The sequence below is a fragment of the Ensifer sp. B1-9 genome (genome assembly GCF_050474445.1).
Lineage (GTDB): Bacteria > Pseudomonadota > Alphaproteobacteria > Rhizobiales > Rhizobiaceae > Ensifer.
In genome coordinates this window covers 115,754-133,570 of record NZ_JBCHVG010000008.1, presented here as the reverse complement: position 1 = coordinate 133,570, position 17,817 = coordinate 115,754, and the positions used below count along the sequence as shown (strand labels likewise).

Here is a 17,817-nt window from a genome sequence, read left to right as displayed (position 1 = left end):
CAGGTTGCAGCGGGCGAGCCTATAGAACGCTCGGGGGCTTGTTTCGAGGCGTTCACATGCTGCAGGACATTTCACTTTCTGAGATCAAGGAACTCGTCGGCAAGGAGGTCGGCGTTTCCGACTGGATCACGGTCACGCAGGAAACGATCGACAAATTCGCCGAGGCAACCGGCGACTATCAGTACATCCATGTCGACCCGGTTCGCGCCGCTGCCGAGACGCCATTCGGCGGCACGATCGCGCACGGCTTCCTGTCGCTCTCGCTGCTTTCGGCGATGAACTACAATTGCCTGCCGAAGATCCGCGAACAGACGATGGGCATCAACTACGGATTCGAGAAGGTGCGCTTCGTCGCGCCGGTGAAGAGTGGCGCCAAGGTGCGCGGCCACTTCACCATGGCCGATGCCCGTTTCCGCGGCGCCAGCATGCTGATGATCACCTACGACGTCAGCGTTGAGATCGAAGGCGAACGCAAGCCGGCGCTCACCGCCACTTGGCAGACGATCATCCAGTTCGATCCCAAGGACCGGCCCGCCGATGCCTGAGCAGCGTGACCGGATCGCCCGATCCGGAACGCCCTACCGGTACTTACGTTTCGCCTGAAAAGTCGAAGGCCGGGAAGCGCTTGCGAGCACCTCCCGGCCTTTTCATTCAATGGCTCGCGTCGGCAGCGCCTTCGGAAAGCAGCCCGAAGACGAAGGGCGAGAACGATCGCCAGCACTCGACACGGAACTGATCCTCGGCCGTACGGAAGAGGATGATCTCCGCCTTGCCGAAGATCGTGCGCGAGCAGGCGCCGACCGGAAAGATCGCCGGCGACAGATCCTGCGGGCAGCCGCTGTTGATCGCCACGTCCGCGCCCGGACCGCTGACGATGACGGCAACGTTGCGGTGCGAGATGTCGACCGCCGAGTGCAGCGTACCGCTTGAGGCAGCGGCCGCCATCAGGTCGGCCTCGCTCTCGTCGATCAGCAGCCACTCGTCCGGACCGATCCACAGCGCATGGCGCTGGCCGCTCGAGGCCGAGGTCTTCGGCCGCGTCGGGAGCGTCACGCCGAGCGCTGCCGAGAGTGCCGGCAGCGCATCGGCGCCGGCCCTGAGCGAGATGCGTGTTGCCGCCGGTGCCGGCGTCAGGATCGCCTCGGCTGAACCGCCGCGCGAGGTAAGCGCCGCCCTGCGGCTTGCAATTGCCTGGTCAGCCATGGAGGCGGCCCCCTTCCTTGTCAAAGAACACCATGTCGCTCACTTCGACGGCGATGGTGCGATCGGTCATCGGCACGTAGAGCGTCTGCCCGAGCCGCTCGCGGCCGCCGGCAACCGTGGCCAGCGCGATCGAGCGGCCGCAATTTTCCGACCAGTAGGACGACGTCACGTGACCGAGCATGGTCATCGGCTTCGGCTGGTTAGGGTCGGCAACGATCTGCGCGCCTTCCTCCAGCACCACCTTCGGATCCTTGGTGAGGAGGCCGACCAGTTGCTTGCGCCCGGACTTGACGAGGTCCGGCCGCTTCAGGCCGCGAATGCCGACGAAGTCGGGTTTCTTCTTCGAGACCGCCCAGGAGAGGCCGGCATCGTCGGGCGTCAGCGTGCCATCGGTGTCCTGGCCGACGATGATGTAGCCCTTCTCGGCGCGCAGCACGTGCATGGTTTCCGTGCCATAGGCGCAGGCGCCCATCGGTTCGGCCCGCGCCCAGATCGCTTCCCAGACCGCCTGGCCGTAATCGGCCGGCACGTTGACTTCGAAGCCGAGCTCGCCGGTGAATGACATGCGGAAGAGCCGGGTCGGCACGCCGCAGATCTTGCCCTCGGCAACGCTCATATGCGGGAAGGCCTCGTTGGAAAGGTCGATGCCCTCGACGAGCGGCGCGATGATCTCGCGCGCCTTCGGACCCTGCACGGCGATGACGGCCCATTGCTCGGTCGTCGAGGTCAGCCAGACCTTCAGATGCGGGAACTCGGTCTGCAGATAGTCTTCCATGTGGTTCATGACGCGCGGCGCACCGCCGGTGGTCGTCGTCACGTGGAAGCGGTCCTCCGCCATGCGGCCGACCACGCCGTCGTCATAAACGAAGCCGTCGTCGCGCAGCATGATGCCGTAACGGCAGCGGCCGGGCTTCAGATTGTCCCAGGCGTTGGTGTACATCAGATTGAGGAACTGGGCGGCGTCCGGGCCGACGACCTCGATCTTGCCAAGCGTCGAGGCATCGAAGATACCCGCGACATCGCGCACCGTCTTGCATTCGCGCGCGACCGCCTCGTGCATGCCTTCGCCGGAGCGCGGATAGAACCAGGCGCGCTTCCAGTTGCCGACATCCTCGAACTCGGCGCCATGCGCCTCCTCCCAGGCATGCATCGGCGTCTTGCGCGCCGGATCGAAGAGGGGCCCACGCGAATGGTTGACGATCGCACCGAAGGTCACTGGCGTGTAGGGCTGGCGGAAGGTGGTGAGACCCACCTGCGGGATGTCCTTGCCGAGCGCTTCCGCGGCAATCGCCAGGCCATGCATGTTGGAAAGCTTGCCCTGGTCGGACGCCATGCCGTTGGTGGTGAAGCGCTTGATGTGCTCGATCGAGTGCATGCCTTCACGCACCGCCAGGCGAATGTCCTTGGCGCAGACGTCGTGCTGGAAGTCGATGAAGGCCTTGACCGTCGTGTCCGGCCCTGCGCCTTCCGCAGCGCCGATCATGCCGCCGGTCCAGCCGAAGCGGTTTTCACCGGAAAGCGTCACCTGCGTTCCGCCTTCCGCACCGGCGGCGCGGGCCGTCAGTTCACCCGCGGCAAGCGCCTCGTCGATCGTTGCCTGCAGGTCGTCGGTCCCGTTGCAGGCGCCGATCGAAAGGCAATCCTGCAGGTAGGTGCCCGGTAGGAAGCGCTGCGTCGCCGCATCGAACTTCACCTTGCCGCGCGATTGCGAGAAGAGGTGCACCGACGGCGTCCAGCCGGCCGAGACCAGCAGCGCGTCGACGGCGATCTTGCGCGCCGAGCCGCCGCCATTGCGGGCGACGCTGATCGAGTTCACCCGCAGCTTGCCGCCGGCCTTGATCACGGAGTGCCCGGTCAGCACTTCGATGCCGAGTTTGCGCGCTTCGGCAAGCACTGCCTCACCCGGATTTTCGCGGCAGTCGACGATGGCCGCCACCGAAACGCCGGCGCGCCTCAGGTCGAAGGCGGCTTCGTAAGCCGAGTCATGGGCGGTGTAAACGCCAACCTTCGAGCCGACGGCGACGCCGAAATGGTTGAGATAGGTGCGGCCGGCCGAAGCGAGCATGATGCCCGGACGGTCGTTGTTGGCGAACACCATGTGCCGCTCGATCTGGCCGTTGGCGAGGATCACCTTCTTGGCGCGCACCTGCCACAGCCGCTCGCGCGGCAGCGACTTGTCGAGGGCCGCCAGATGATCGGTCACGCGTTCGACGAGGCCGACGAAATTATGGTTGTAGTAGCCGAAGCCCGTCGTGCGGGTGAGCACGGTGACGTTGTCCATCTCGGCCAGCGTCCTCGCGGTGTCCTGCGCCCAGTCCCAACCGTCCTTGCCGTCGATCGTCGTGCCGCTTTCATAGCGAAGCGCCCCACCCATTTCCGGCTGCTCGTCGCAGATGATCACCTTGGCACCGGCCTTGGCGGCCGCGAGTGCAGCCGAGAGGCCGGCGACGCCGCCACCGATGACGAGCACGTCGCAATGGGCGTAGCGGCTGGCATAATGATCCGGATCGGCTTCCGTCGGTGCGACGCCGAGGCCGGCGGCACGACGGATGAAGGGTTCGTAGATCGCGTGCCAGGCAGCCTTCGGCCACATGAAGGTCTTGTAGTAGAAGCCGGCGGCGAAGAATGGCGACAGCAGATCGTTGAAGCCACCGACATCGAAGGCGAGCGACGGCCAGCGGTTCTGCGATTCCACCTTCATGCCATCGAAGACTTCCTGCACCGTGGCGCGCACGTTGGGCTGGCGACGGGCGGCATCACGCGCGACGTCGATCAGCGCATTCGGCTCCTCGGCACCGGCCGAAAGAATGCCGCGCGGACGGTGATACTTGAAAGAACGGCCGACCAGATGAATGCCGTTGGCGAGAAGCGCGGAGGCGACGGTATCGCCCTCGAGCGCCGTCAGCGTGCGGCCGTCGAAGGTGAAGCGCGCGGTGCGTGCCGGTGTCAGGCGGCCGACGCCTGGAATGCGATTGGCCCCCATCATTTCGCGGCTCCCTTGTCTTGACCGTTCTTGTCCTGCTCACTCTGAAGAATGGCTGATATGTCGGGCTTCGGCTCGCCAGCCTTGTAGGTGGTGTAGAAGCGGTCGCTGACCGTGTCGCGGGCGGCGTTGAAGAAACGGCCGCAGCCATGGATATGGCGCCAGCGCTCGAAGATCAGACCCTTCGGGTTCTGACGCAGGAAGAAGTATTCCTCGAATTCCTCGTCGGTGATGTCGGCGATATTGGCCGGGCGGGCAATATGGGCGTCGCCGGCGCCGCGGAATTCGAGCTCGGAGCGCTCTTCCTCGCAGTAGGGGCAATAGATCAGAAGCATCTCGAAATCCTCAGTGCGCAACAGCGGCGGCAGCCGCTTCGTCGATGAGCCGGCCGGTGCGGAACCGCTCGAGCGTCAGCCCGGCAGCCAGACGATGCGGCTCGCCCCTTGCGATCAGATGGGCGAAGAGGTTGGCCGAACCCGGCGTCGCCTTGAAGCCGCCCGTACCCCAGCCGGCGTTCAGGAACAGGCCTGGTACCGGCGTGACGCCCTGGATCGGCGAGCGGTCCTGGGTGACGTCGACGATGCCGCCCCACTGACGCATCATCTTGACGCGGCGGAACATCGGAAAGAGCTCACAGATCGCATCCAGCGTATGGGTGATGATCTGCAGGCCGCCGGTCTGCGAATAGGAATTGTACTGGTCGGTACCGGCGCCGATGACGAACTCGCCCTTGTCGGACTGCGAGATATAGGCGTGCACCGAGTTCGACATGACGACGCAGGGGAAGATCGGCTTCAGCGGCTCGGAGACGAGCGCCTGCAGCGGCTGGCTCTGCAGCGGCACGCGGACATCCGCCATCTGCATCAGCACCGACGTATGGCCGGCGGCGGAAATGCCGACCTTCTTGGCGCCGATATAACCGCGGCTGGTGTCGACGCCGACGACCCGGCCGGTTTCATCGCGACGGATGCCGGTCACTTCGCAGTTCTGGATGATATGCACGCCACGGTCGGAGGCCGCACGCGCATAGCCCCAGGCAACCGCATCGTGGCGTGCGGTGCCGCCGCGGCGCTGGAGGGCTGCACCATTGATCGGATAGCGCGCCGTCTTGGCGATATCGAGCGGCGGGCAATAGGCCTTGGCCTGCTCCGGCGTCAGCCACTCGTTGTCGATGCCGTAGAGACGGTTGGCATTGATATGGCGCTTGAACGACTGCTGGTCGTGGATGTTGTGCGACAGCATCATCACGCCGCGCGGCGAATACATGACGTTGTAGTTCAGATCCTGCGACAGGTTCTCCCAGAGCTTCAGCGAATGCTCGTAGATGTCCATGCTCTCTTCATAGAGATAGTTGGACCGGATGATCGTCGTGTTGCGGCCGGTATTGCCGCCGCCGATCCAGCCCTTTTCGAGCACAGCGACATTGGTGATGCCATGTTCCTTGGCGAGGTAATAGGCAGCGCCGAGGCCATGGCCGCCGCCGCCGATGATGATCACATCATATTCCTTGCGCGGCTCCGGCGACGCCCAGTGCGGGCCCCACCCCTTGTGGCCGCGCAACGCCTCGCGCGCCACGGCGAAAACTGAATATTTGCGCATCGGCCTCTACTCCATGAACCCCGATCTCATTGGCGTTAGAAATCGCAAATCCGAGACCTGCGCAACGTTTCTTTTGCGACGCAATTGAGTGGACTTGCGCGCAGTTGCGACATGGCCCCGGATCGGTTGCTTTCAGCGCGGAAACGGACGCAGCACCCGCATCCGAGGATTTTTCAGTGCTTCCTCATGTCGTCGCTGGACTTTCGCCCGATGATCTGGTATCCGCTCCTCTAATCGTAAAGCTTCCAGCTTAGCGAATGTCATTCTTTTGCCTCCGGCACCTGACGGAGTCACAAACAACTCGAACCAAAGGAACGGGATTTCACGTGCAGGTACTTGTCCGCGATAACAATGTCGATCAGGCGCTCCGCGCTCTCAAGAAGAAGATGCAGCGCGAAGGCATTTTCCGCGAAATGAAGATGCGCGATTACTATGAAAAGCCGTCCCAGAAGCGCGCCCGCGAAAAGGCTGAAGCCGTTCGCCGCGTCCGCAAGCTGGCACGCAAGCGTGCACAGCGCGAAGGCCTCCTGGCCCGCTGATTTGTCGTTTTTTCGACGCTTTCCGATGTAAGTCGTGGCGGGGGCGAAATATCGCCACCGCCTTTTTTGGTATGGACATCTTTTCCGACGACAGGTTAGCGTGATCGACGCTGCCGGTGACGGATGGCCGACCGGAGCGTTTGACCGGACGGCTTGCCGAGGCACGATGAAGCCCGGCTGCGGAGCCCGCGGGGAGTTTCAGCGGCTCTGCTGCATAATTCCTTGGATCGGAATCGATTTAGGGACAAAATTATGCAGAAACTCAACGTATTACAGCGACTTCGGCGCGTCCTGGAAAGACACGCGGCGCTGTAAGGAACGGAAAGCCGATGGCTTTCGAGACCTTGTCGATTTGAGGGATCAACCTTTGACACTTGCTGCCATGACTGCGGACGTCTCCGGTTTTACTGTCCATGAGGCGTCTCGCCGCCACCAGCGCAAGCCGAGGCTTGCCGCCATGCTGCTCCTCGGTTCGGCTCTTCTTCTCGCAGGCTGCACGACCGACGGCCCGGACTCGATGACCAACAAGGTCGAGCGCGAACAGGGCTCGCAGGAAAATATCGCCTCGCTTTCGAGCGTGATTGCCTCGAACCCGAGCGATCCGGAAGGCTACAATGTCCGCGGCTCGGCCTACGGCCGCGCCGGCGAATACCGCCGGGCGATCGCCGATTTCGACCAGGCGATCCAGCTCAACCCGCGCTTCTACCAGGCCTATGCCAATCGGGCGCTCGTCCATCGCAACATGGGCAACACCCAGGCAGCACTTGCCGACTACAACATGGCGCTGCAGCTCAACGCCAACTACGACGTCGCCTATATCGGCCGCGGCAACCTCTATCGCCAGGCCGGCCAGCTCGATTCCGCCTTCAACGATTTCAACAAGGCGATCCAGCTCGACACGACCGATCCCCGTGCCTATCACAATCGCGGCCTGATCTATCAGGCACGCAACCAGCACGGCCAGGCGATCGAAGACTTCTCGACCGCGATCTCGCTGTCGCCGAGCTCGCCGGAACCCTACAACGGCCGCGGCATTTCCTATGTCGCCCAGGGCGACGACGACAACGCCTTCTCCGACTTCAACACCGCGATCAACCTCAACGGCAAGGTTGCCGAGTCCTGGGCCAACCAGGCGCTGATCTACGAGCGCAAGGGCGACAAGGTCAAGGCGTCGAAGTCCTACGCGCACGCATTGCAGCTTGACCCGAAATATGAACCGGCGCGCGCCGGCCTTGCGCGCGTCAAGGCCTCCTGAGCCCCCCACTCGTCATGTTTCTCGAAACGCCCGCGACATCTCGCGGGCGTTTTCGTTTGGGTCGCTGCCACCTCGCCTCTCCGCCAAGCGGAACCTTCCCGGCCATCATCCGTTTGCCAGAGGTGTCTGCTGCGTGTTTCCTTGGATCGTTTCCGATCCAAGGACAAAACATCCAGCCATTCGTAGTGCTACCGCGACCCCAGCGCGCCGAGGCACGCGCGGCGCAGTAAGAACGGAGACCACGCCATGATCAAACGAACCCTCGTCACTGCGCTGGCACTGGCCGCGCTTGCCACAGGCCCTGCCGCCGCGCAGAACTATGTCGCGCTCGGCCGTCTCGTCTGCGGTTCGGAAGGCGGCACCGGCCTGATCGTGACCTCGACCAAGAACCTGATGTGCACCTTCACGCCAACCAATGGCGGACCGAAGGCCGTCTATGCCGGCACGATCCGCAAGATCGGCGTCGACATCGGCAAGACGGGCAAGAGCACGATGGTCTGGGACGTCTTTGCCAAGACCGGAACGCCAATCAGCGAATTCGCGCTTGCCGGCGAATATTACGGGGTCGGCGCCGATGCGAGCCTCGCTGTCGGCGGCGGCGCCAAGGTCATCGGCGGCGGCACCAACAAGGCCTTCATGCTGCAGCCGGTCAATGTCCAGGTCCAGGAGGGACTGAACGTCGCCATCGGCGTCGACGCCCTGACGCTGGCACCGGCCGGCTAAATCAATTCCAGATAAGCAAGGGCAATTCTTCTGGAACGCGCAGCAAAATACCTTCCAACGCAAAACGCCCGCCGAAAGGCGGGCGTTTCGTTGTCGGCTTCCGCAAGCCGCGTTTAGGCGTGCAATGCCTTGACGATATCTTCCGTCACCTTCTTGGCGTCGCCGAGCAGCATCATCGTGCCATCCTTGTAGAACAGCGTGTTGTCGATGCCGGCATAGCCGGAGCCGAGCGAGCGCTTGACGAAGAGGCAGGTCTTGGCCTTGTCGACGTCGAGGATCGGCATGCCGTAGATCGGCGAGGACTTGTCGTCGCGGGCTGCCGGGTTGGTGACGTCGTTGGCGCCGATGACATAGGCGACATCGGCCTGGGCGAACTCGGAGTTGATGTCCTCGAGCTCGAACACTTCGTCATAGGGGACGTTCGCTTCCGCGAGCAGCACGTTCATATGGCCGGGCATGCGCCCCGCGACCGGATGGATCGCGTATTTGACCTCGACGCCGGCCGCCTTCAACTGGTCGCCCATTTCACGCAGCGCATGCTGCGCCTGGGCAACCGCCATGCCGTAGCCCGGCACGATGATCACCTTGGAGGCGTTCGCCATCAGGAAGGCCGCGTCGTCGGCCGAGCCCTGCTTGACCGTGCGCTGGATGCCGTCGTCAGCGGCTGCGGCCCCGTTCTCGCCGCCGAAGCCGCCGAGGATGACGGAGATGAACGAGCGGTTCATGCCCTTGCACATGATGTAGGACAGGATCGCACCGGAGGAGCCGACGAGCGCGCCGGTGATGATCAGCGCCAAGTTGCCGAGCGTGAAGCCGATGCCGGCCGCGGCCCAACCCGAATAGGAGTTGAGCATCGACACGACCACCGGCATGTCGGCGCCGCCGATCGGGATGATGATCAGCACGCCAAGCGCCAGTGAAAGCGCAACGATCAGCCAAAAGACCGTCGTGCTCTGCGTCAGCACCAGCAAGACCACCAGCACGATCAGCCCGGTAGCGAGACCGGCGTTGATGACGTGGCGTCCCGCAAGCATGATCGGCTTGCCGGACATGCGCCCGTCGAGCTTCAGGAAGGCGATGACCGAACCGGTGAAGGTGATCGCACCGATCGCGACGCCGAGCGACATCTCGACCAGCGCCTGCGCATGGATGTCGCCGACGGTGCCGATACCGAAGCTCTCCGGCGCGTACATGGCGGCAGCCGCCACCATGACGGCGGCGAGACCGACCAGCGAGTGGAAGGCCGCGACGAGCTGCGGCATCGAAGTCATGGCGATGCGACGCGCAATCACCGCACCGACGCCGCCGCCGATGGCAAGGCCGAGCACGATCAGCATCAGGCCGCCGAAGCTCGGCTTGGCGAGCAGCAGCGTCGTGACGATCGCAATGCCCATGCCGATCATGCCGTAGGTATTGCCCTTGCGGCTGGTGGTCGGGTGCGAGAGGCCGCGCAGCGCCATGATGAACAGGACGCCGGAGACGAGGTAGAGGAAGGCTGCGAAGTTAGCGTTCATCGGGCCGGCCTCACTTGTCTTTTTTCTTGTACATGGCCAGCATGCGCTGGGTGACGAGGAAGCCGCCGAAGATGTTGACGGCGGCAAGCACCAGCGCCACGAAGCCGAACCCCGTCGCAAGCCCCGAGGCCGAGATGCCGACGGCAAGCAGAGCACCAACGACGATGACCGAGGAAATCGCGTTGGTGACCGCCATCAGCGGCGTGTGCAGCGCCGGCGTCACCGACCACACCACGTAGTAGCCGACGAAGATCGCCAGGACGAAGATCGCCAGGCGGAAGACGAAGGGATCGATCGCGCCGCCGGTGGCACCATGGGCGATGGCGCCGGCCGTTTCGGGCACATATTCCGCAGCGGTGCGGACCGCTTCCACTGCCCGGTCGAGATCGGCGAGCGCCTTGTCGAGAAGTTCATTCGCCATCACTTGTCCCCCTTGCTGGCGCCGAAGTTCGGATGCACGACCTCACCGCCATGGGTGAGCGCCGTCGCCTTGACGAGCTCGTCCTCCATGTTGAGCGCGAGCGCCTTGGTTTCCTTGGAGACCATGGTCTCCAGGAAGGTGACGAGGTTCTTGGCGTAGAGACCGGACGCGGAAGCTGCGATGCGGCCCGGCACGTTGAGATGGCCGATGACCTTGACGTCCTCGACCTGCGCGACCTTGCCGGGCTCGGCACCCTCGACGTTGCCGCCGCGCTCGACCGCAAGGTCGACCGCGATCGAGCCGGGCTTCATGCTCTTCAGCATCTCACGGGTGACGAGCCGCGGCGCCGGGCGCCCCGGGATCAGTGCCGTGGTGATGACGATGTCCTGCTTGGCGATATGCTCGGCAACGAGTGCGGCCTGCTTGGCCTGATACTCCTTGGACATCTCCTTGGCGTAGCCGCCGGCCGTTTCGGCCGCCTTGAACTCCTCGTCCTCGACGGCGATGAACTTGGCGCCGAGCGAGGCGACCTGTTCCTTGGCGGCCGGACGCACGTCCGTCGCCGAAACCACGGCGCCGAGACGGCGGGCCGTCGCGATCGCCTGCAGGCCGGCAACGCCCGCCCCCATGACGAAGACCTTGGCGGCAGGAACGGTGCCGGCCGCGGTCATCATCATCGGCAGCGCCCGGTCATATTCGCAAGCGGCGTCGATTACCGCCTGGTAACCGGCGAGGTTCGCCTGGCTCGAGAGCACGTCCATCGACTGCGCCCGAGTGATGCGCGGCATCAGCTCCATCGCGAAAGCAGTCAAGCCTGCCTTGGCCATCTCGGCGATCGCCGCCTCGTTGCCATAGGGATCCATGATGGCCAGCACGATGGCGCCCGACTTGTAGCCGCCGATTTCGGCAGTCGTCGGCCGGCGCACCTTCAACACCACGTCGGCCGTCTTGGCGTCGGCAATCGCCCCGATCCGGGCCCCGACCTTTTCGAACTCAGTGTCCGGAATGCGCGACAGCAATCCGGCGCCCGCCTCGACGACGACGTCGAACCCCAGGCTTTTCAGTTTCTTCACTGTGTCCGGCGATGCGGCAACGCGACCCTCGTTCGGGTCCGTTTCCTTGGCGACAAAGACAATCTCGCTCACAAATCCCCCTCCTTGGCCGCAATCGAGCCAAGGCCGGAATGCGGGCATTCTCTCCGACTGCAAAGCGTGCGGCCAATCGAGCCTGCACGCCCCCATATGCGAGGCACTGGGGTGCCAAGCACATATTTTCTGGAAACAGACACCCGAGGTGTTCGAACCGCAGGCGGTCAGGCCGTAGATCGACGCCCGAGTCTCGCCCGGCATCGCGGGTCTGCTTTCCACTCCCCCTCACGCAGTGAGGATACACGTCCCGTTGCAGCGAATGCCCGGGACATGGAGATCTCCAAGCTTTGCAGCGCCGCGCATCCTATTGAATGCGCAAAGGTCGCTGCAGCATTTTGAAGTGCCGTGCAGCGTCGACGCCTCCAGTCGACGGCATGCAACTTCGTCCGGGCTCGCGCCCGGTCGCCGAGGAAGCGTCAAGCCCCTCGGCAATCAGTCCGATGACGCGGATTAACGCAGGAAGAAGAAACCTGCGACGTTGAGCAGAATGAAGAGCACGAGCGAGGAGAAGAAGCCCATCGTCGTGAAGAATGCGGCAGCCATCGCAATCAGCAGCGCCACGCAAAACAGCGTGCCGTACTTCGATGCGCTCAGGAACATGCGATAGGTTTTCTCGTGCTCCGAATAGTCCATCGGGGCTCCCACATCGACCGGTCCAGAATGATGCTCAGCCATCGTCCAAATTCTCCCTGAATGCCACGGCGCGACCCTTGGTCATCGCCGCTTCTAATCGAAGCATGGCTCCCGCGAAAAGTCGCGAAAACCCTTATAGCTGCCCTTACACAATGCTTGGGCCGGGCGCAACGAAAACCCGTCCTTTAGCAGTATCTGATGGGGCGATATGTCGCGGCCAGCAGCAAGGGCGACGCACACGGGCGCGCCGCACCTTCCGATGTCGATATCGAAGACTATCAGCGGAAGACGGAAGTTCGGTAGGAGCGACCATAGCCGGTTTGCGCCATGCGCGCGGTCGGCAGGATCGTCAGCGGCGCGAACGGCACCTCGCTGCGATCGGCAAACATCATGCGGCGTTCGAAAGGCTCCGAATCGAAGATCGGGTACCGGTCGAGGATCGAAGGCCGCTGCCCCCTCACCTGTGCCACGAGCAGGGCGCCGTCGGCATTGTAGACCCCCAGATTCTCGCGCTTGGCGACCACGGTCTCCGAGGCGAAAATGCGCTTGTAGAAGGCGGTGTGACGCGGCCGGCAGGCCGTCAGGCAACGGTCGGCGGAAAAGTACTCGCAGGCCATGGCGACCGGGCGGAGCGTCAGGTAGGGAAGCGCCCGCATCTCGTCACCGATGACGTCGGGATCGACGGCCAATCGGCCCGGATCGACAAGGACCATGCCGGCATCGAGGAAGGCGTCGATCTCCGAGCCGAAGATCAGGCCCGATGTGCTGGCGCGATGCGCCGGCGTTACGTGATGTACGCGCACTGTGCTGACGAGGCTCTCGTCGAGATAGATGCCGAAGACATAGGCGTGGCTGTCGAAGTCGAGATCGTCGATCAGCGTCGAGCCCGTCAACTCCATCAGATTGACGGACTTGTAGGCCTTGTAGCGCAACCGCGCGATGTCCTCCATGTCCTCGCCGGTTTCGACCCGCCGGTATTCGACACGATCGAGCAACTGCATCAGCTTTTCCGAAAAACGCCCAGGCTCCGCCTGGTGAACCGTCTCACCCATATTCCAAACCTCATGGTTAACAAATCGTTAACCTATTGACGGAAGATGGGGCGGCAACCGCAAAACGGAACAGTTCACCGTTAACTTTTTGTTAACCCTAAAAATTCGTAAATTAAATCGATCGACTTGGAGCGATGCGCGCCAAAATGGGAATGTATTTATCTTTCCTAATCAACGACTTGCTGCAGAATTAGCAGCGTCAAAACGGGACGGAATCTGGGGTCGCAGCGTCAGGCGATGCGCTTGCTGCTGGGTTTCGTGCCTCGTTTTGGCACACCGTTCTTGCAAAGCGTCGCAATGGCAGAGGCCGGCATGGGGGCAGCGAAGACAAAGCCCTGTATCAAATCGGCACAATTGTGCTCGGTGATGAGCTGTAGCTGATCGGCCGTCTCGACGCCTTCGACAACGATGCGCAGGCCGAGGGCACGGGCAAGATCAGCCGTCCCGCGCAGGAGTTTGAAGCGGCGCGAATCCTCACGGATGTTGCGCACGAAGGAGCGATCGATCTTGATGATGTCGACCGGGAGGACATCGAGATAGCTGAGACTCGAATAACCGGTGCCGAAATCGTCGATGGCAATGGTGATGCCGAGGCCACGCAGCTCGCGCAGGATCGCCTGCACCTTGAGGGGCTCGTCCATCAGGCAGCTTTCAGTCACTTCCAGATGCAGCCGCGAAGCATCGAGGCCGGTTGCCTGAAGGGCATCCGTGACCATCGTGACGATCTCGCTGCTGCGAAGGTCGAGAACCGAGAGGTTGACGGAGACGGACACATCGTTCGGCCAGTCCATGCAATCCCGGCAGGCCTGATCGAGCACGAAGCGCGTGATCTCCGTGACCAGCCCCAATTCCTCGGCGAGCTGGATGAAGACGTTCGGCGGCACCGGCCCGCGCTCCGGATGCGTCCAGCGGGCCAGCGCTTCGCAGCACTCGACCCGGCCGCCGCCCGGCGCGAACATCGGCTGGTAGGAGAGTGTCAGGCTGCGCGCATTGATCGCCTCGCGCAGGTCGGCCTTGAGCTTCTGGCGGTCGACATAGCGGGCGTCCATCTCGGCTTCGAACGCGGTGCAGCCGCCCCGGTTGCGCAGCTTGGTTTCCGAAAGCGCGAGATCCGCCTTGATCTGCAGGTCTTCGAGCTTCAAATCCACGTTCGATGCGATGACGAAGCCCGCGCTCACGGTCATGTTGAAGGTGAAGCCGCCGGCAACGTAAGTGCCGCGCAGATCCGTGTGAAGCCCACGTATCCGTTCTTCCAGATCGGCCACGCCGGCCTTGTTCGGAAAGAACACGACGAACTCGTCGCCCATCAGCCGCGCCGCAATCGCATCGTCGCCGGCGAGCGCCCTGAGCCGGCCGGCGATCGCCTGCAGCAGCTTGTCGCCGATGATGTGGCCGCGCATGTCGTTGACATGCTTGAATTCGGTGACGTCGAGGACCATCAGGCCGACGAGCCGGTCCTCCTTCTCGTCGCCGCTGGTTGCGGCCACGACCAGTTCCGCGAAATAGTCGCGGCTCGGCAGCTCCGTCAGCTTGTCGAAACGCACCATGTGCAGAATCTGCTTGTCCGCCTGCACGCGCGCCGTCACGTCCTCGAAGATCAGCACGATATCGCCATTGTCGCGGCGGCTGGCCGAAAACTCGAGATGCAGTTCCTCGCTGACCGGGACCAATACCTGCGGGCGCTTGCCCTTGAGCAGAAGGTCGAGCTGGCGCGAGATCGCCTTGGTCTTTTCGGCATCGAGCCGCATGCGCCGCGCACCGCGGCGGATCACGTCATCGAGCAGCCAATCCTTGAGTTCGGTCCTGTCGCCAAGCGCCAGCAATTCGCTCGCACGCTCGTTGGCCACCACCACGCGGCCGTCGCCGTCCAGCATGAACAGACCATGCGTCATATTGTTGAGCGCGGCGTCGAACTGGCCGGCAATGGTCGCAATCTCGCGCGCCGCCAATACGTTTTCATAGAGGAAGGCGCGCACATTGTTGGCCATCATCCAGGTGGAAAGGATGAACGGCAGGATCAGCAAGGCGAGCGCCAGCATGAACACGTCCTGCAACGTGATCAGGCCGATCACGATCGGCAGGCACGCGGACGACGACAGGAGAAGCACGGCCCGCTCCGAGCCGTAATTGCGCCCAACGAGCGAGATCATCGAGGCCAGCGTCACCGAAATGGTGGCAAGCTCGGAAAAGGAATCCCGGCTGACGGCAATGGCGTAACCGCAGGCGATGCCGCAGGTGAGCGTGACGCTGACCCCGCCGACGATGTAGCGGTTCTCCCATTTGCGCACCATCGCCCGGTCGGCATTGGAGAAATCCTGCCGGTCGAACCGCGCCATATCGAGATTGCGCAGCGCCCAGAGCACGAAGATCACGCCGGAACAGGCAAGATAAAAGGGATCACTGGTCTTGAGATAGACGAGCAGAAACGTCACGACATGCGACAACATGCCGATCAGCAACGTCTTGCGATGTTCGTAGAGCGAGCTCACGGATGACAGATACACGTCAGTCGGAAGAGCGCTCTGTCCAGGTCGCATCATGAACCAAGCTCCGGTTTACCGGATTGTTAAGGGTGATGACTTAACGAATGATTTCGCCTAACGCCCCGAAAAAAGTATCGAATCCCAGAAAAATCGCCGGTCCGCGCCGGTAAGACCCAAGAGTTCAACTCAACAGTGCGAAGCGCGCTGAACAATAGTCGGTTTCTGCAACCAAACATAGTATCCGCGCAATAAAAGGGCTCGGCTGCAACTTTGGCAATTCTACGATAGTGACGGACGATCCCAAACTTGCGTGCGGAATGGTTACTCGAACTTAAAGAATTACCTGCGATTTCCTGCCCTTTTCAGATGGCGCTTCCCTGGCATTTCACCCTGGATCGGCGCAGCGATCCAGCTCGTCACCTTCCCAGTTGACTTTCATCCACATCTGACGGCAAGGCTTTTCTCGAGCCTGTTACGGAGCCTGACGATGTCGAAACCTGTCGTTGCCATCCCCTGCGATTTCCGCGAATTCGACGGCAATGTCTGGCATGTCGTTGCCCATCAATATGTGCGCGCCGCCGTCGAAGGCGCCGGCGTCATGCCCTTCCTCGTTCCGGCGCTCGAAACCGGGAACGACATCGACGAAATCCTCGACCGCGTCGACGGCGTGCTTGCAAGCGGAGCCCGTTCGAACGTTCATCCATCGCTCTATGGCCGGGAGGCCAAGGACACCGATGGTCCCTTCGATCCCGGCCGCGATGCGACCAGCCTGCCGCTGATCCGCCGGGCGCTGGAGCGCGGCGTGCCGCTGCTCGCTATCTGTCGCGGCATTCAGGAACTGAACGTCGCGCTCGGCGGCACGCTGGCAACCGAAATCCAGGACCAGCCGGGGATCTGGGATCACCGCAAGCCCGACGTGAAGGAACTCGACGTTGCCTATGGCATCCGCCAAGACGTCATCGTCAAGGAAGGAAGCTGCCTCGCTCCGGTGCTGGGCGCCGGCCGCATCCGCGTCAACTCGTTGCACCGGCAGGCGATCGGTGCCGCGGCTCCGCGCCTGGCTGTCGAGGCGGTCGCTGACGACGGCACGATTGAAGCGGTTTCGGTGATCGGCGCCAAGGCGTTTGCCGTCGGCGTGCAATGGCATCCGGAATATTGGGTGCGCACCGACACCCCCTCGGCCAGCCTGTTCAAGGCCTTCGGCGACGCCGTACGGGCTTACGCCGCTGGTCGCCTGGCCGCCTGACGCTTCTGTTTCCCTATCGCCGCCTGAGGCAACGATGCGGGTGTCACACCGCGCGTCGCGTGAACGGCGTTTCCGGCACCGGCGTCAACGCCTTTCCGGTCGCAAACCAGGCTTCGATATTGTCGACGACGAGATCGGCCATGGCGTTGCGTGTGAACACCGAGGCCGAGGCCACATGCGGCAGGAGCGAAACGTTCGGCAGCGCCATCAGCGCGTCCGGCACGTGTGGCTCGTTCTCGAAGACGTCGAGTCCGGCACCAGCAATCACCTCGCCCTGAAGCGCCGCGATCAGCGCCGGTTCGTCGACCGTCGAGCCGCGGCCGACATTGACCAGCACGCCATTGCTGCCCAGCGCGGCAAGCACCTCGGCATTCACCGTCCGCCGCGTCGCCTCGGTGCCGGGCACGATGACAATGAGCGTATCGACGGCCGCCGCGAGGCCGACGAGCGTCGAATGGTAGGCATAGGGCAGGCCTTCGCGCGGGCTGCGCGTGTGGTAGGCAATCGACACACCGAAGGCTTCGAGCCGCCTGGCGATCGAAAGACCGATGCGCCCGAGGCCATAAAGACCGACGCTTCGGCCGCGCAGGGACAGCGGCGACAGAGGAAACGCGCCCTCGCGGCTCCAACGCCCCTGGCGCAACCATTGTTCTGCCTGAGGCAGTTGCCGGAGTGTGTTCAGCAGCAGGCCAATAGCAGTATCGGCCACCTCCTCGGTCAGAACATCCGGTGTATTGCTGACGGCAATGCCCTTGGCGGCGGCATGTGCGACCTCGACGCCGTCATAGCCGACGCCGAAATTGGCGATGATCTCGAGCTGCGGCAGAGCGTCCATCAGGGCTCCCGGCAACCGGCCGGTAACGGCAACCGCCTTCACGTCCTGCATATCCGGCGTCGCCAATGCCGGATCGGCGCTCTCGATCCTGACGACTTCGAACTGCCCGGCCAATCGATCGATCACCCGTTGATGGATCTTTCCGGGCACGAGAACGCGCGTGCGGCTCTTGAACATGGGCAA

General features: G+C 63.1%; 16 protein-coding genes. 5 read left to right on the top strand and 11 right to left on the bottom strand.

Translation table 11 applies throughout. The features are described 5' to 3' along the window. Positions 1-56 precede the first annotated feature (56 nt). On the top strand, positions 57-545 hold the full coding sequence (locus ACQ5BM_RS16445; RefSeq protein ID WP_429813186.1) for a MaoC family dehydratase: 489 nt from the start codon (positions 57-59) through the stop codon (positions 543-545). A 106-nt stretch (positions 546-651) separates the two neighbouring features. Here ACQ5BM_RS16445 and soxG read toward each other — a convergent pair whose 3' ends face one another. Genes soxG through ACQ5BM_RS16425 form a run of 4 tightly spaced genes read right to left on the bottom strand, consistent with a single transcriptional unit; the run spans position 652 to position 5,785 of the window. Further along, entirely contained in the window at positions 652-1,203 is a 552-nt protein-coding gene (gene soxG / locus ACQ5BM_RS16440) for a sarcosine oxidase subunit gamma family protein (RefSeq protein ID WP_429813184.1), read from the bottom strand. Then, positions 1,196-4,189, bottom strand: a complete 2,994-nt coding sequence (locus ACQ5BM_RS16435) for a sarcosine oxidase subunit alpha (RefSeq protein WP_429813182.1) — start codon at positions 4,187-4,189, stop codon at positions 1,196-1,198. Before ACQ5BM_RS16435 ends, soxG begins: the two co-directional genes overlap by 8 nt. Further along, a complete protein-coding gene (locus ACQ5BM_RS16430) occupies positions 4,186-4,521 on the bottom strand; it encodes a sarcosine oxidase subunit delta (RefSeq protein ID WP_429813179.1) in 336 nt (111 codons plus the stop codon). Before ACQ5BM_RS16430 ends, ACQ5BM_RS16435 begins: the two co-directional genes overlap by 4 nt. A 10-nt stretch (positions 4,522-4,531) precedes the next feature. Beyond that, positions 4,532-5,785, bottom strand: a complete 1,254-nt coding sequence (locus ACQ5BM_RS16425; protein WP_429813177.1) for a sarcosine oxidase subunit beta family protein — start codon at positions 5,783-5,785, stop codon at positions 4,532-4,534. Between the two features lie 326 nt (positions 5,786-6,111). Here ACQ5BM_RS16425 and rpsU point away from each other — a divergent pair, with 326 nt between their 5' ends. The 3 genes from rpsU to ACQ5BM_RS16410 all read left to right on the top strand — a co-directional run bounded on the left by rpsU (position 6,112) and on the right by ACQ5BM_RS16410 (position 8,302). Further along, positions 6,112-6,324, top strand: coding sequence for a 30S ribosomal protein S21 (gene rpsU, locus ACQ5BM_RS16420; RefSeq protein WP_034786884.1), 213 nt, complete (start codon positions 6,112-6,114; stop codon positions 6,322-6,324). A 367-nt stretch (positions 6,325-6,691) separates the two neighbouring features. Continuing rightward, complete coding sequence (locus tag ACQ5BM_RS16415; RefSeq protein ID WP_173520340.1) at positions 6,692-7,579, top strand: tetratricopeptide repeat protein; 888 nt, start codon at positions 6,692-6,694, stop codon at positions 7,577-7,579. Between the two features lie 246 nt (positions 7,580-7,825). Beyond that, complete coding sequence (locus ACQ5BM_RS16410) at positions 7,826-8,302, top strand: DUF992 domain-containing protein (protein ID WP_429813174.1); 477 nt, start codon at positions 7,826-7,828, stop codon at positions 8,300-8,302. 113 nt (positions 8,303-8,415) lie between these two features. Here the strand turns inward: ACQ5BM_RS16410 and ACQ5BM_RS16405 are convergent, their stop codons facing one another. The 6 genes from ACQ5BM_RS16405 to ACQ5BM_RS16380 all read right to left on the bottom strand — a co-directional run bounded on the left by ACQ5BM_RS16405 (position 8,416) and on the right by ACQ5BM_RS16380 (position 15,610). Then, positions 8,416-9,816 carry an NAD(P)(+) transhydrogenase (Re/Si-specific) subunit beta gene (locus ACQ5BM_RS16405; RefSeq protein ID WP_429813171.1) on the bottom strand — a complete coding sequence of 467 codons (1,401 nt, stop codon included), beginning with the start codon at positions 9,814-9,816 and terminating at the stop codon, positions 8,416-8,418. A 10-nt stretch (positions 9,817-9,826) separates the two neighbouring features. After that, a complete protein-coding gene (locus tag ACQ5BM_RS16400; RefSeq protein WP_429813169.1) occupies positions 9,827-10,237 on the bottom strand; it encodes an NAD(P) transhydrogenase subunit alpha in 411 nt (136 codons plus the stop codon). Further along, complete coding sequence (locus ACQ5BM_RS16395; protein WP_429813166.1) at positions 10,237-11,382, bottom strand: Re/Si-specific NAD(P)(+) transhydrogenase subunit alpha; 1,146 nt, start codon at positions 11,380-11,382, stop codon at positions 10,237-10,239. The genes ACQ5BM_RS16400 and ACQ5BM_RS16395 overlap by 1 nt, the downstream gene beginning before the upstream one ends. Positions 11,383-11,835: 453 nt before the next feature. After that, the gene (locus tag ACQ5BM_RS16390; RefSeq protein WP_429813163.1) at positions 11,836-12,060 is read right to left on the bottom strand and encodes an aa3-type cytochrome c oxidase subunit IV; all 225 of its coding nucleotides are present in this window, start codon (positions 12,058-12,060) and stop codon (positions 11,836-11,838) included. A gap of 236 nt (positions 12,061-12,296) precedes the next feature. Continuing rightward, positions 12,297-13,070, bottom strand: coding sequence for an N-acyl amino acid synthase FeeM domain-containing protein (locus ACQ5BM_RS16385; protein WP_429813160.1), 774 nt, complete (start codon positions 13,068-13,070; stop codon positions 12,297-12,299). 230 nt (positions 13,071-13,300) lie between these two features. Further along, complete coding sequence (locus ACQ5BM_RS16380; RefSeq protein ID WP_429813157.1) at positions 13,301-15,610, bottom strand: putative bifunctional diguanylate cyclase/phosphodiesterase; 2,310 nt, start codon at positions 15,608-15,610, stop codon at positions 13,301-13,303. A gap of 430 nt (positions 15,611-16,040) precedes the next feature. Between ACQ5BM_RS16380 and ACQ5BM_RS16375 the strand changes: the two genes are divergently transcribed. Next, on the top strand, positions 16,041-16,799 hold the full coding sequence (locus tag ACQ5BM_RS16375; protein ID WP_429813154.1) for a gamma-glutamyl-gamma-aminobutyrate hydrolase family protein: 759 nt from the start codon (positions 16,041-16,043) through the stop codon (positions 16,797-16,799). Between the two features lie 43 nt (positions 16,800-16,842). Here ACQ5BM_RS16375 and ACQ5BM_RS16370 read toward each other — a convergent pair whose 3' ends face one another. Continuing rightward, positions 16,843-17,811, bottom strand: coding sequence for a 2-hydroxyacid dehydrogenase (locus tag ACQ5BM_RS16370; protein ID WP_429813151.1), 969 nt, complete (start codon positions 17,809-17,811; stop codon positions 16,843-16,845). Positions 17,812-17,817: the final 6 nt, after the last annotated feature.